Origin of the sequence: Alkalibacillus sp. S2W (assembly GCF_046764385.1) — a bacterium.
GTDB classification, from domain to species: Bacteria; Bacillota; Bacilli; order Bacillales; family Alkalibacillaceae; genus Alkalibacillus; species Alkalibacillus almallahensis.
This window is the reverse complement of the sequence record NZ_CP177234.1, coordinates 2,355,734-2,371,033: the sequence shown is the minus strand read 5'-3', so window position 1 is coordinate 2,371,033 and position 15,300 is coordinate 2,355,734. Positions and strand designations below refer to the sequence as shown.

Below are 15,300 nucleotides of genomic sequence, written 5' to 3'. Positions count from 1 at the left end.
GTGAAAGGTATGTACAACATTACAATTGCAGGCACAGGTTATGTCGGTTTATCAAATGCCGTTCTGTTAGCGCAACATAACAACGTTACAGCACTTGATATTGTTCAAGATAAAGTTGATTTAATAAATAATCAGAAATCCCCAATCGCAGACTCTGAAATTGAAGAATTTTTAATAACGAAAGATTTAAATTTAAATGCTACCACTGATCAACATCAAGCCATTCAAGATGCTGATTTTGTTGTTATTTCGACACCAACCAATTATGATCCTGAACAGAATTATTTTGACACTTCTACGGTCGAAACAGTTGTTGAGACCGTATTATCGATTAATGAACAGGCATTAATGATTATTAAATCTACTATTCCTGTCGGTTATACCGAGGAGTTACGCCAGAAATATAATACCAATAATATTATTTTCTCACCTGAGTTTTTACGAGAAGGGAAGGCGTTGTATGATAACCTTTACCCATCTCGAATTATTGTAGGTGAGCAATCTAAAAGAGCTGAAACATTTGCCAGCTTGCTTGTTCAAGGTGCTGAGAAAGAAGATATCCCAACACTGTTCACTAACTCAACTGAAGCTGAAGCAATCAAGTTGTTTGCGAATACATACTTAGCCATGCGTGTGTCGTTCTTTAATGAACTCGACAACTATGCGGAAATCAACGGCTTAGATACAGGACAGATTATTGAGGGTGTCAGCCTTGATCCGCGTATTGGGAATCATTATAATAATCCTTCATTTGGGTATGGGGGCTATTGTTTACCGAAAGATACGAAACAATTGCTTGCCAACTTTGAAGATGTACCGAATAGTTTAATTACAGCCATCGTAGAATCGAATCGTACACGTAAGGAACATATTGCTGAGCGTATCATGTTTAATGAACCAAGTGTGGTTGGTATTTATCGTTTAACGATGAAGACAGATTCCGATAATTTCAGACAATCAGCCATTCAAGGTGTGATTAATCGCTTGAAGGCTCGGGGTGTTGAAATCGTGGTGCACGAACCATCCTTAGAACAACATGAATTCGAAGGCCTTAAAGTTATGAACAATTTTGATCAATTCAAGAATTATGCTGATGTTATTGTTGCTAATCGCCTATCCGATGAACTTAATGAAGTGTTTGATAAAGTGTATACACGTGATATTTTTGTTCGTGATTAAATCAGAAATTTTTAGTTATAAAAAGAGATCGTCACCAATTGGTGACGATCTCTTTTTATATGGATATTACATAGATTCATCTATTAACCTTTGGTATTGGCACTATGAAAGTTGATTTAGGTATTAATGAGATAAGCCTAATAGTTAAAGTACTTATGATTGAAACAAAAAGGACTGTGATGACGATTAATTCTGGTTCAAAAAAACGATCGGGTAGATAGATGTTTAAAAAGTAGATGATAAACATAAACGGGTGAACTAAATAAATGCCCATAGAGTAGTCGCCAATTAGTTTGAAGGGCTTGTATAATTGATCGCTGTCTATAAATAGTTTAGAGAAAGCTAATAAAAACAAAGTAAAGATAGGGATGTAAATAATATTGACAACTCTTGTTGATGTGAACAATTGACCTGGTTCAATCTCAATATAAATACTCATCATTAGAACTCCGAATAAGATTGAGAATAGACTTAAATGCTTTTTAGTAAATGACGATATTTCATCGTAATATTGAGCTAGTACAGCGCCAAGCATAAAGTATGCAATCCAATTCAGTATAAAGGACCGATCATCTACTATATAACTGAATTCACCAAATAGATGAAGGTGGTCAACGTACAATTTGTTTAACCAAATATATTGAATTGGAATACTCACAATAAAAAGGACAAAAATCGCGGTTCTATTACGAATTTATTGTAGTAATGAAAACACTAGATAAAAATGGATCACAGTCCCAATGAAGTATAAATGCATATAAGAATGTAACCGTCAAGTAGAATTAAACAATTTTCCACAAATAAGATTAAACAGTCTAACTAACTGACGAGTGTTCATTTACTCCTCGAAAATAGATTGTCGATACTTCATACGAATACTTTCGGCCTCCTCGCTAAATGTAATCACTTCACTTCTGTGAAGCAATCGATCCAATATCGCTGTTGTAAATGTGGAATCGCCTAAGAATTTTCCCCAATCACCCGGTCCTTTATTAGACGTCAGAATAAACGCAGCCTTATCATACTTATCATAAATAAACTGAAAAAACAGATTGGCTTCTTGTGACTCGTAAGTCATATACATGACATCATCAATAATGATTAGGTCAGAATCCATAATACGTTTGTAACGTGTTTTGGATTTTTTGATATAGTCACGTGTTTTTAAAACATACATGAGATGGTTCATCGAGATAAACGAGACTTGATAACCTTGTTCGACAGCGTGAACACCCAATGCAATAGATAAATGCGATTTCCCAGCTCCGGTTGGGCCCATCATCATAATCGTAAAACATTGTTCAACCCAGTTTAGTTCTTTTAAAATGTTGAGTTGTTTGTCGCCAATCGCTGATTGCTCTTGAAGATTATACTGATCAAAGGTCATATGCTCAGGAAATTCAGCCCATTTCATCAAACGTTCAATATTTTTCTGTTCACGACAAGCCATTTCATACGTCAGAACCTTATCCATTAATTCATAATAAGTCCAACCGGACAATTCAGCTTCCCTTAGTAATTCAGGTAACGCTTTGGCTGTTTCTGCTAGCCGAAGGGTACGACACATATCTTGTAACGATTTATAGGCCTCGCTCATGATAGCCCACCTCCTGATAAGAGATGCGTATAAATATCACTCGGTCGTTCCGGAACCTCATAGTGATCATATGCTGAATGAGATTCGCCGTGAACGGGTTGCTTCTGTTGGGCTTGCACAGACAATGAGTGTGCAATGTCTCTGAAGTCATTCCCGCTTGTTAAATTTAAGTGCTTCATTTGACTTAGAGCCTGATTAATATAATTCGGATATTGCCGAACCGCTTGGTTCACCACCCTTAATTGATCAACGATATGACGCGGATATCGTTCATCAAGACATTGAACCAACCACTGAAATGCCTCTTCATCATGAAACAGATCGCTTAATTGTTGAACGAGTCGATCACGTTTAGATGTTTGATTGTCACGATGCGCTGGATCAGAGATGACTAAGCCCTTGCCATCAGACAATGCATGCTGGGCTAAAATACTGCCATCGGGTTTTAACCGAATATATAACCAACCCGAACGGGTTTCAATATACGCCAGATTAGGTGATTCAGCGTGATAAGTGCCACGTGGAACACTATAGCGATTACCTTCAAATCGAATCACATTGTCCTTTTGAATAATCCTTGTTATACTATCATGAGTAACATCATTCATGATGTTGTGCGTTGAGACCTTCTGTAAATGCGGCTTTTCCAGGGCGTGCATATCGGAAGGTCTCTTTTTTGTATTGTGATGAACTTTGTGATTCCCTGTCCTCTCAAGCCAAGATAAGCATGATGCGTTCCATGTCTTGATATCATGGAACGTGCGATTGTGACTAAAATTTACTTTGACAAATTTAACGGTTTGTTCCACTTTCCCTTTCGTTTCAGGATCACTTTTTCGACATAAATAAATCTTAAACCCTTTCGAATCTTGGTAGGCCGAAAAAATCGACGTTAAAATCAGATCACCTGCATTCTCACTCACAGCGAGTAACGCATCTTGATCATAGACCATTTCAGTGGGCATACCTCCGAAATAATGAAAGGCATGATCATGCATTCGAATAACATCTGCTGTACGAAATGGCCGATCCAACCATTCAACATATTTAAAACGTGAATGCGATAATAGAAAGGCTATAAAATATAATCGGACGCTTCGTCCGTCCTTGTCCTGAACCACATCATAACCAAAATCGACTTGCCCTTGTTGTCCCATGGGTAACTCAGGAACAGATACGTAGGGGCGTTGAGCTGTTTGTTTAGGAATATGATAATGGTCACGCATGTCATTCACATAATTCCTAACAGTATTTTCTGCGATATCTGATATGTCTAACGTTTCTTGTAACCAATCCACGATTTGAGCAGCCGTTAAATCGTGATGCATTTTTAACCATTCAAGTATCTGTTGGTGATAAGGATCCAATTTCTTAGATCGCGTTTTTAATGTGTGCGTATATACCTCCATTTCTTCGAATGACCTATTCAAACAATCAATCACCCGGTTACGCGATATCTGTAACTTGCGAGCTATCGCACTTTTAGAAAATCCTTCCTGATACAAACGATGAATCTCCATGTAATCCATTAAACGGTTCACTCCTAATCGCCTCACTTTCTATAAAACTTACATTAAGTATATAGAAAAGGCGTGTATTTTTGGTGACCTGTTTAATCTTATTTGTAGAAATCTGTTGATTTCTATTTGTGGAAAACTGTTGAATCTAGTTTAGCGTTTACAAAGAATCGCCTAAAATGAAATTGTTTATAAAATCTTTCGGATTAGTTAATATAACAGCTCCTTTGTAATGGTCTAACCAGATATATACTAGAGACCGTATAATAAACGGAGAAATGATCTTTACCGTTCTTGATGTGATGGATCTTTTAAGAGAGAAGCCTTTATTTAGTGCTGAATTCATTAAAAGATAGGCGCTAATTATTGCGAATATTGGTCTGCCCAATCTAGAAATTTGATTCAAATATAATGATCATTCGTTAATGAAAATACCAGATGTATAATAAAAAGCTGTTACATGAACAATGACGACTATAATACAAACTATTGAACGAATAAAAATATTTTCCTTATGTCATTGTTCTAGTCCATTGTTGTTTTCCCTTAATTGAATAGTTATCTTGTTAAACCGCTATTTATTTTATTGTGTTTAACAAGTTTTTTTACAGAGTAAATTAGTGTTTTTTCAAATGGAAATGAAAACTAATTTATTGTTGGCGTATAGAGAAATAGTTTATAGAGATGGAAAACCGAAAATAATATAAGAATCGTTAAATTAATTATAGAAAGCAGGGGTTAGTATGAAAGGAACGCCGGTATTAGTGACTAACTCATTAGATGTTAATAGAGGTGGTATGACCAAGGCTGCGTTGTTAAGGGCCAATTGGTTGGCTGAACACTATGACCAAGTGTATATTCTTACCGTCACATATCAACAAAGATATCACCAAATTATTAAAGAATTGCGTAACAACAATGAATTAGATCCAAGAGTTAAAGTAGTGAACATGTTTGAAGACTTAAAGCCCAAAAAGAAATTTAAGTTATTTCATAAATCAAGTAACAAGCACGATAAAGGATTGCTTAAGATAAAAGATAAAGAAAAGAGCGAGCCGACTTACAGATATTACAGAAATGGTGTTTATGTTAAATACGAACGTTACGACAATCAAAACTCACTTAACTTTATTGATCATATGAATGAATCGAGACATCGTGTATCGCGAGAAGAGTTTAATGCTTATGGGAATTTGGTTAGAGAAAGACACATGGATCTAAATTCTAACAAACCACGTCTTGATCGTTATTTTGATGACATTGGAAAAGCTTATCTTACTATATGGGTTAATCCAGTTACTCAAGAAGGGCAACGTACTGTTTTAATGAATGGGAGAACGAAAGAATTTAAAACGCCTGGTGGTCTGAAAAAGAATTGGTTGAAAAGAAAAGTTAAACAAATAAAGAATCCAATTTTAATTTTGGATAATAAGAAACATTTTCAAAAGGCATTAAAAATTGATAATTGTAAACGAATTTTTGTTATTCATAACAGTCACTTACGCAAACCTTATACTAATATTAATAAAGTGAAAAATGTTTATCATGATTTGTTTGTTAATCTGAATGAACAGGATCAAGTTGTCTTCTTAACTGAAAAGCAAAAAAATGATGCTGAGCAAATCTATGGAGAGAACAATAATTTTCATGTCATACCGCATCCTGTTAATCATTCCAATATAAATTATTTAGATAGGAAGGTGGAGCATAATCCTCATACCTTAGTGACTGTAGCACGACTCCAGCCTGAAAAACGAATTGATGAGGCTATAAGAGCTTTTCGAAAAGTTGTGGATGAAATCCCGGATGCCAAGTTTTTGATATATGGAAAAGGTAAATTAGAAGATGATTTGAAGACTTTAATTAACGAATTAGATTTAGATGAAAACGTGTCGTTATGTGGATATACAAATAAGCCATTGGAAGAATATCAAAAAGCGGCTTGTTCAATTTTGACTTCGAATTTTGAAGGGTTTGGCTTAGTTGTGCTTGAAAGTCTATCTGTAGGTACACCAGTAGTCTCTTATAATATTAAATATGGTCCAGATGACATTATTAGAGATCAAGTAGATGGCATGGTTGTTGAGCAAGGAGATAAGGATGCACTTGCTCAAGGGGTTATAGAACTCATGACAAACAGTAGCAAACGTGAGTTGTTCTCCGAAAATGCAAAAGAGGTTCACGATCGCTTTAGTGAAGAGAAATATATTAATGGTTGGACTAACTTAATAGACAGCTTTGACGATTTTAGAGATAATGAATAATACCTTCCTTATGAACACCAGGTTACTCATGTAAGTGGCTTGGTGTTTTTAATATCCTCAAAAGTAAAGATGAAATTCCTGGATTTTTATATACTCGTGTCATAATTTTGTTATAATATTGTTAAAGTATATTAAACAGGGGATGGTTTTACAGTGAGCATTGCAAGAGGAGTAACGATTAGGATAGGATCTATTCTATTATTGCTGCTGATGATGTCATCGATTATGAGTGGCCATGTCGTTCAGGCAGATGAGCACCAATTTGAAGGGATAGTGATAGAAAAAGATACAGCAGTCTATCAAGAAAAGAACACAGAATCATCAGTATTAAATACATATCAAGATGGATCAATCTTAACTTTAACGGATAAGAATGATGATCAATGGTTTAATGCAACCGTTAAGGTAGATGGTGAGAGTCAAGAAGGTTTTATACATAAAGATCAAATAGAACGAGTTGAAGAAGACCAAACTGACTCGTCCGGTTATGCAACAGAAACGACACAGGTTTATCAAAGTCCGAAAACTAGCGCTGATGTGTGGAAGAGCTATGCTAAGGGAAATCTATTATACTATAAAACGTTTTCTGCCAATTGGTACGAAGCAGTTGTGATTATTGACGGCGAACAAAAGACGGGTTATATTTCCAAGTCTCAAATAGAAGAGCCTATTCAAGAGCAAGAATCTTTAACGGGATATGCTTCTAAAGCGCCAACACCTATCTATGCAAAGCCAAGTTTAGATAGTAAGGCAATTAAGTCTTATGAAAAAGGACATTACCTTTACTATAAAACTTACTTATCCAATTGGTATGAAGCGGTTGTTTATGTAAATGGTGAGCGTCGAACAGGCTATATTCACAAGGATCATATTGAATACCCTGTTGATGATCCTGTTAATTTATCAGGTGTAGCGACGTCAAATCCGACGAATGTATACGCAGCCCCTAAAAGAAGCTCATCTATTTTGAAAGATTATGATGGTGGGTCCATTCTTTATTATGAAACGTTTTTAGAAGACTGGTATAAGGCGGTTGTCTATGTAGATGGCGAGCGCCTAACGGGTTATATTGCAAAAGGTGATGTACAAGAACCTGTCGAGAATCCAGAGGATTTGTCTGGGGTTGCCACAAAGAACCGCACAAATGTTTATGCAAGTGCAAGTGATACTTCAGACGTTTTGAAGGATTACCCTAAAGGCTCGGTTCTTTATTATGAGACATTCTTAGAAGATTGGTATAAGGCAATTGTTTATGTAGATGGTGAGCGCCTAACGGGTTATATTGCCCAAAGTGATGTACAACAGCCTGTAGAAAATCCTGAAGAATTATCAGGAATTGCTACAAAAAAACGCACGAATATATACGAGAGTGCTAACCGTGGATCAGATGTCTTGAAAGATTACGCTGCCGGTTCAACATTATATTATCAGACATTTATCGATGGTTGGTACAAAGCGATTGTTTATATTAATGGTGAAAAACGAACGGGTTATATCAATAATCACGATGTAGAACAACCCGTTGAGAATCCTGAAGAACTATCAGGAGTTGCACTAGAAAGTCAAACTAATGTTTATGATAAACCGAATGGTAGTGCTTCGGTTCTAAAAGACTATAAAGCAGGATCTATTTTGTACTATCAAACATTTATCGATGGTTGGTATAAAGCGATTGTCTATGTAAATGGTGAGAAACATAAAGGGTATATTGATAGCAACGATGTTGAAGAGCCTACTGACAATCCCCAAAGTTTGACGGGAATTGGAATGGAACATCATACTCACGTCTACAACACACCTAATCGAGACAGCAAGAAGTTAAAGTCTTATGACCAAGGACATCAATTGTATTATGAAACTTTTATTGATGATTGGTATGAAGCCATTGTATACGTAGGTGGCGAACGTCAAACAGGCTACATTCATCAGAGTGATGTGGAACAACCTGTGCAGGATCAAACGAGTTTAACAGGGTATGTTTATGATATTGAGGCACATGTGTATGCTTCACCTAGCAGACATTCTAAAGAATTAAAAGATTACCCAGAAGGAAAACTATTATACTATGAATCATATTTAGATGATTGGTATGAAGCAGTTGTTTATGTTAATGGAGAGCGTCACACAGGTTATATTCCGAAAAATGAAGTCATTGATTCGAATGCTGAACAAGAAATTCTAGAAGGTGTAGCTATTCGTGATCGTGTTCATGTATATTCAGAGGCTAGTCGTCATTCCAATAAGCTAAAAGGGTATAACTTTGGATCACAATTAATGTTTGAATCCTTTACGGAAAACTGGTATGAAGCAGTTGTTTTCGTTGATGGAAATCGTCACACAGGTTATATTCATAAAAATGATGTCAGCTTAGATGGTTTAAGCGTTGATCCTATTGTAAATCCACATACAGAGTATACGTATAAACAGATGGAAAATGATATTTACCAATTAGCTGACCAATATCCTGGTTTAGTTGATTATGAAGTGATTGGTCAATCAGTGGATGGTCGAAATCTATATGCTATTAGGGTTGGTAATGGTAATGAGAAAGTCACGATTAACGCTGCTCACCATGCACGTGAATGGATTACAACTAATTTAGTAATGGATCAAATTGATACTTATAGTCAAGCCTTTGTTAAAGGTGAAACAATTGATGGCTATGACGTTAGAGAAGTATTAAATAAAGCTTCTATTTATTATGTGCCAATGGTTAATCCAGATGGTGTTTCATTGGTTCAAAAAGGCCCTAGTGCTGTCGATAATTCAGATTATGTGATTGCATTGAACGACGGCAGTAGAGATTTCTCAGCTTGGAAGGCGAATGCTAATGGGGTAGACTTGAACAGACAATACCCTGCTGACTGGGCTACGCTGAGTAACACTGAACCATTCCCGGGACCTGAACGTTATAAGGGAACTGAACCATTATCTGAACCAGAAACAAGAGCATTAGCTGACTTTACCCTAAGTCACGATTTCAAAACAGCCGTTGCCTATCATTCAGCAGGCGAGATATTATATTGGGACTACAATACGAGTGGTCAGTTATATAATGACACACGTCGCATTGCAGAAATGATTAGTGGTAAGACTGGCTATTCATTATATGTACCATATAATTTGAATGGTGGAGGTTATAAAGACTGGGTACTCGATTCACTTGGATACCCTGGCTATACACCAGAAGTATCACCTTATGTTGGTGATCGACCAGTACCATTAAGTAACTATAATCGAATCTGGAATCAAAACGATTCTATTGGTTTGATGCTGGCTGAGGAAGCTTATCAGAGATAATTAAAAAACGTAAAAATTAAAGCACTTACTCAATTTTAAAACTTTAAAAATGAGTAAGTGCTTTTTAATACTGTATATATTAGTTTATAAGATATAACCTATAGATTTATTGGTTCAACAGACTTCTAATAATTTTTTCACTTCTACTGGAGGATCAGATATCACCATTTCGTTAATTGAAACAGCTTCTGAATTTTTATGAAGTTTTTAACTAATTTTTATTCGTAGCATTTTTAAGTAACCTCAATTTCTTTTTATCAAATAAAACTCAAAGATGTCCGAACCAGTTATATAATTGGTTCGGACATTCCTACTTCATTGAGCCACGAAATATAGATTCTTTATAATCAAGACTATGTCAACATTCTAAAAATTTTAGCAATCATAGTCGAAAGGTGTTGTTATTTGTGTCGTGGTATTTAATATGGTTAATTGTTTTCTTAACCGGAATTATGGGGTTAGGATTTTATTATTCTCGTAGAATTAAAAGTAGTGATGATTATACAATGGCGAACTTCAGCCTAGGTTTCTTCCCAATCAGTGGTAGTATCATTGCGACTTCTATGGGGTCTGCTGCAGTCATTGGTGCAGCTGGAGAAGGGTTCCAAGTCGGTACAGCTTGGTTTTTAACAACCTTGCCTGTAGCTGGATTCTCTATTTTACTCGTATTTTTACTTGGTAAAACGATTCGAAAGTTGAAGTTGTATACGATTCCTGATCTATTCGTAAGACGTTTCGGTAAAGCAGCAGGGTTAATCCCTGCGTTGATCATTAGTATTCTTTATATGACCCCAACATTTGGTATGCAAATTGTTGGGATGGGTTCCATTTTCACGACGATAGTCGACATACCGTTATTCTGGGCCATGATTATTGGCTTTCTAGTCTGTGTGTCCTTTACTTTAATGGGTGGTCTTCCGAGTGTTGCTTGGACTGATGCGGTACAGTCAGTCTTAATTATAGTTGGATTAATTTTGATGTTCATTGTTGGTCTAAATTACGTTGGTGGATTTGATACAGTCGTACAAAATACGCCAAGCGAATTACTTAACTTTACAGGATTGAGTGGTACAGAACTGATTAATTATTTAATTATCTTCGGACCGTTTTATCTCGTATGGCAAACGTCGTGGCAACGTATTTCAGCTGCTAAATCGGAAAAAACAGCAGTTAGCGCTGTTACAGTTGGTTTTATTTTAACGTCAGTTGTTGGTTTCTTTGCAGTTGGAATTGGTGTGATTGCTCGTCAATCTATCCCGTTAGATACGCATCCTGATTCCGTTTATACAGACTTTCTAGCAACTGTCTTCCACCCTGCTATAGGTGGTTTCTTCATGGTGTCATTATTTGCGGCGGTTTTAACAGGAGCGACTTCATTTCTACTAAGTGGTGCCATGAACATCTCGAAAGACATTTATGAAAAGTGGATGAACCCTGATGCCAGTGGTGAGAAAATCTTAAAAGTCTCTCGTCTTTCCGTAGCTGTCATGGCTGTGGGTGGTTTATTAATTGCGCTTTTAATCTCTGACATTATCGCGATTTACACGTATGCTTTATCACTTTCAGCGGTATCAATGGTGTTCCCTGTTTTAGCAGCGATGTATTGGCGTGGTGCAACGAAGACAGGCATGATTACAAGCGTGGTTGGTTCCTTAATTTTTGCACTAAGTTGGAATCTAGCAGGAAAACCGTTTGGCTTGCATGAAATTGTTCCAGGGTTATTAGTGTCTTTAATCATTTTAGTGGTTGTGAGTTTAATAACTGACCATTCAGACGATGAAGATCCAACAGCTTATTATTTTGCTTACAAGAATGAATAAAATAATATTCAAGAAGGTGATTTAATGGTGAAAGCAGACACAATTTATAAGAATGGTAGAATTTATTCGTTTGATTCATCTAACCAGATGTATGGTTCGCTAACAGTAGCTGATGGTGTAATAACTGGCGTTTGGGAAAGTTCTGAACCTCCACAAGATGAAGTGGAGTCTAATAACGAAACATCTGTTGTCGATTTAGATCAAGCAACGATGATTCCAGGGTTTATCGATACACATAACCATATCTTGATGTATGCAAAAACGAAGGAACAAATAGATTGTAATGTACCTCCAAATGAAACAGTTAGTGATGTCTTAAATGCGATCAATGAACAAACTAAACAAGTTGAGTCAGGTTCATGGATTGAAGGTTTTGGGTATGATGATACGATGATTGCTGAGAAGCGCCATTTGAATCGTAAAGAGTTAGATGATGTTGCGCCTCATCATCCGCTTTATATACGGCATATCTCGGGACATCTGGCTTATGTGAATTCGAAGGCGATTGAAATGGTAGGCTTAGATGACCAGGTGAAAGATTTTCCTGGAGGTCACTTTGGAAGAGATGAAGAGGGATTGTTAAATGGTGTGTTATATGAACCAGGTGCTATGCAGCCATTTTTAGACGCATTACCTGAAAGAACCACTGATGAATCAGTGAATATACTAAAACAAGCTTCTGATGAATATTTAACTAAAGGGATCACAACTAACTCAGATGCAGCCATATTTAATATGGAAGAATTAGAGGTTCATTTAAAAGCCGCCAGAGACAGAGTGAATCCTATTAAGACACGGGTTATGATTATGCATTATTTAATGCAAGAAGGTGCTCCTTTTGGCAATTATACACCAGAAGAACTAAATCAATATTTATTGGATAAGTCTGATGGGTTAGTTTCATTAGATAGTGTTAAAATGTTCCAGGATGGATCTATTCAGGGTATGACAGGTGCCCTTAGAGAACCTTATTATAATGATTCTTCAGTAATAGGTGATTTCATTCATGAGGAAGATGATTTTAAAGAAGAAGTATTAGAATACCATAAACGTGGATTCAGAATTACCACACATGGTAATGGTGATCGAGCCATTCGTTCAATAATCGATGCTTATGAATACGCTCTTAACCAATATCCAAGAGAAGATCATCGTCACCGAATTGAGCATGTACAAACGGCAAAACCTGAGGACCTTGATCGAATGAAACGTCTAGGCATAGCAGCTTCATTCTTTATTAATCATGTGTATTATTGGGGTGACCGACATCGCGATATTTTCTTAGGTCCTGAGCGTGCAGAACAAATTAATCCATTAAAAGAGGCAAGTGATAAAGGTTTACTTTATACATTGCACTCTGACTGTCCAATCACACCAATATCACCATTGTTTTCAGTCTGGGCAGCAGTTAATCGCTTAACGCGGAATGGTCATGTCTTAGGAGAAGATCAAATCATTGATTTGGAAACAGCATTACGGACGATGATCACTGAAGGAACTAAGTTAAATTTTGAAGAAGATTTAACGGGAAGTATCGAGGTAGGTAAACAGGCTGACTTAGTCACACTATCTCATGATCCTTATGATGTAGAATTAAGTGAAATAAAAGATATTGAAGTAACTCGAACGATTATTGATGGAGAAGAAGTGTATAATCGTTTGAGCTAAAGTTGAAGGCCATCTTCGTTATGAAGATGGCCTTCTATTATTCAATATTAAATCCTCTAGACAGACTAATATTAAAGGAGTACATATCTGAGCGATAGACAGCATTCTCATACTCGACAAATTGTCCATTAATATCAATGATTTTACGATTAGTATGAAGCATACATAGCTTGTTTGACACATTCATAAGCTTTGCATCTTCATCGCTAATAATATTAGCAGTAATGTTCTGATCAGCATTGAAAGATTTAACACCGAGCTTTTCCTCAATTAAGTGATAAAAGGATTCTTTATTTAGATCATATTGGAGCAGCTGTTGACCCAATTCAATTGGATAATAATGAGATTCGATCCCTAATGGGAGATGATTTGCATAACGTAATCTTTTGAAATAGTAAGCTTTTTTTAAGCCAGTGATTGATTGTAATTCATCATCTAATTCTACTAATCTTGATTCAATCAATTTAGCACCCGGAATCATATCCATTTCTTCAATCGTCTCATTTGTACTTTTTAGATTCCCTAGCCAATCATGAATGGGCTTAATCTTGACGAAGGTTCCCATTCCTCTTTTTCTCTCTAAGACTCCAGCCTGGACTAACTGCGAAATACTCTGTCTAACAGTACTTCTGCTCACATGGAATTCATCCATTAATTCACGTTCACTTGGAATCTTCTCATTATATTGACCACTGTATATTTTATCCTCAACCTCTTTTGCTAATTGATAATGTAGCGGAATTGAATTGACATAATTTAAGGGCATGTAATCACCTATCATTTCTTGTTGTGTGACACTTTGGATTATTATAAAAAAATTTTAACATTTTGTGTCGAGAAATAATAGGTTAGGAAGAATAGTAAGAACTTCTGTGACCGTCGAGTAGGATTAAACAATTTTCTAAAAATAAGATTATACAGTCTAACTAACTGACTAGTGTTTATCAACGACAACAGATTATTAGGTCAAGCACAACTTATACTAATAGACTGATAAAAGGTTATTGGAATTGCTTGTTTAATTGCAACATTCGGTTAATGTCGGATTATTTTTATGATTTTACCCAAGTCGCCGATATATATCAGCGGGCGTTGATATATATATACTTAAGTGTCGATAAATTTCATATGGCGCTGATAAAATTTCTGAGGCGCTGATATGAGGAAAATATCGGCTACTATCTGCAATTAATCAACTTGCAGTATATCTGAGTCGAACATTTCGCTGTTCTTTTTCGTCGGAGAAGTCAAGTTGAAGGAAAGATTACAAAAGAATGACTATTTCATTTAGATGAGATTTGAAATTGACCCTAAAAAAGGCGCATTTCCTCCATTAGAAATGGCACCTTTTCGTTTTAAAATGGGAGCATTTTGAAATTGTTGAGTAGACAGTTTAATATTTATTCTGCCAAAGTTCCTGCATCCTTAGCTTTAATCTTGGTAGCGTTACCAGGTTAATAGGCGAGAGGAATGTCTTCAAAGTCGACAATTTCTAAATTATCTTCAGATGCACCAGTATTAATAGCTTCGTTTTTCGCAAGTTGTATGGCATGTTCTATGGTTGCTTCCTGGCCTAATTTATCTAAGGCGAATACGCGTTCAATTTGGCCGCTTACTTGGGCAATGGCCGAGTCAATTGCATTAGCTATGCAATAGTTGTTCGACTGATGCACGACGGACGCGTTTGCTAGTTGATTTGGTAATACAATATTCTCTCTATCAACTAACATAACAGGAATAGGTTCAGTGCTTGTTTTCATCCAATCGGTGGCTTCTTCGACTTTATCAACTAATGTGTTATATGTCTGATTGATAAACTTATCACAGAAGTCTTATTAAATCTAAAAGCACATAAAGGTATTTTTATAGCAATATATATGATTTAAGTTAACTGCTTAAATATGACAAAAGTAAAAGGATAAAGTTAAACATTGAATACTCAAATACATAATAGT

At 36.0% G+C, this 15,300-nt stretch carries 10 protein-coding genes; 5 read left to right on the top strand and 5 right to left on the bottom strand.

Annotated elements, in window-relative coordinates; translation table 11 throughout:
- Positions 1–9: 9 nt before the first annotated feature.
- Positions 10–1,179, top strand: coding sequence for a nucleotide sugar dehydrogenase (locus ACKXGF_RS12360; RefSeq protein WP_411954013.1), 1,170 nt, complete (start codon positions 10–12; stop codon positions 1,177–1,179).
- A 76-nt stretch (positions 1,180–1,255) separates the two neighbouring features.
- Here the strand turns inward: ACKXGF_RS12360 and ACKXGF_RS12355 are convergent, their stop codons facing one another.
- The 3 genes from ACKXGF_RS12355 to istA form a co-directional block, all read right to left on the bottom strand.
- Positions 1,256–1,855, bottom strand: a complete 600-nt coding sequence (locus ACKXGF_RS12355; protein ID WP_411955590.1) for an acyltransferase family protein — start codon at positions 1,853–1,855, stop codon at positions 1,256–1,258.
- Between the two features lie 162 nt (positions 1,856–2,017).
- A complete protein-coding gene (gene istB, locus ACKXGF_RS12350) occupies positions 2,018–2,776 on the bottom strand; it encodes an IS21-like element helper ATPase IstB (RefSeq protein WP_411953848.1) in 759 nt (252 codons plus the stop codon).
- Positions 2,773–4,305: an IS21 family transposase gene (istA, locus tag ACKXGF_RS12345; protein ID WP_411953849.1), complete on the bottom strand. Its 1,533-nt coding sequence runs from the start codon at positions 4,303–4,305 to the stop codon at positions 2,773–2,775. Before istA ends, istB begins: the two co-directional genes overlap by 4 nt.
- A 731-nt stretch (positions 4,306–5,036) precedes the next feature.
- Here istA and ACKXGF_RS12340 point away from each other — a divergent pair.
- The 4 genes from ACKXGF_RS12340 to ACKXGF_RS12325 all read left to right on the top strand — a co-directional run bounded on the left by ACKXGF_RS12340 (position 5,037) and on the right by ACKXGF_RS12325 (position 13,345).
- Positions 5,037–6,557, top strand: coding sequence for a glycosyltransferase (locus tag ACKXGF_RS12340; protein WP_411954012.1), 1,521 nt, complete (start codon positions 5,037–5,039; stop codon positions 6,555–6,557).
- Positions 6,558–6,710: 153 nt separating this feature from the next.
- Entirely contained in the window at positions 6,711–9,857 is a 3,147-nt protein-coding gene (locus tag ACKXGF_RS12335; RefSeq protein WP_411954011.1) for a M14 family zinc carboxypeptidase, read from the top strand.
- Positions 9,858–10,264: 407 nt separating this feature from the next.
- Positions 10,265–11,677, top strand: a complete 1,413-nt coding sequence (locus tag ACKXGF_RS12330) for a sodium:solute symporter family protein (protein WP_411954010.1) — start codon at positions 10,265–10,267, stop codon at positions 11,675–11,677.
- Between the two features lie 24 nt (positions 11,678–11,701).
- On the top strand, positions 11,702–13,345 hold the full coding sequence (locus ACKXGF_RS12325; RefSeq protein WP_411954009.1) for an amidohydrolase: 1,644 nt from the start codon (positions 11,702–11,704) through the stop codon (positions 13,343–13,345).
- A gap of 37 nt (positions 13,346–13,382) precedes the next feature.
- Here ACKXGF_RS12325 and ACKXGF_RS12320 read toward each other — a convergent pair whose 3' ends face one another.
- On the bottom strand, positions 13,383–14,111 hold the full coding sequence (locus ACKXGF_RS12320; protein WP_411954008.1) for a GntR family transcriptional regulator: 729 nt from the start codon (positions 14,109–14,111) through the stop codon (positions 13,383–13,385).
- Between the two features lie 688 nt (positions 14,112–14,799).
- Positions 14,800–15,105 carry a hypothetical protein gene (locus ACKXGF_RS12315; RefSeq protein WP_411954007.1) on the bottom strand — a complete coding sequence of 102 codons (306 nt, stop codon included), beginning with the start codon at positions 15,103–15,105 and terminating at the stop codon, positions 14,800–14,802.
- Positions 15,106–15,300 lie beyond the last annotated feature (195 nt).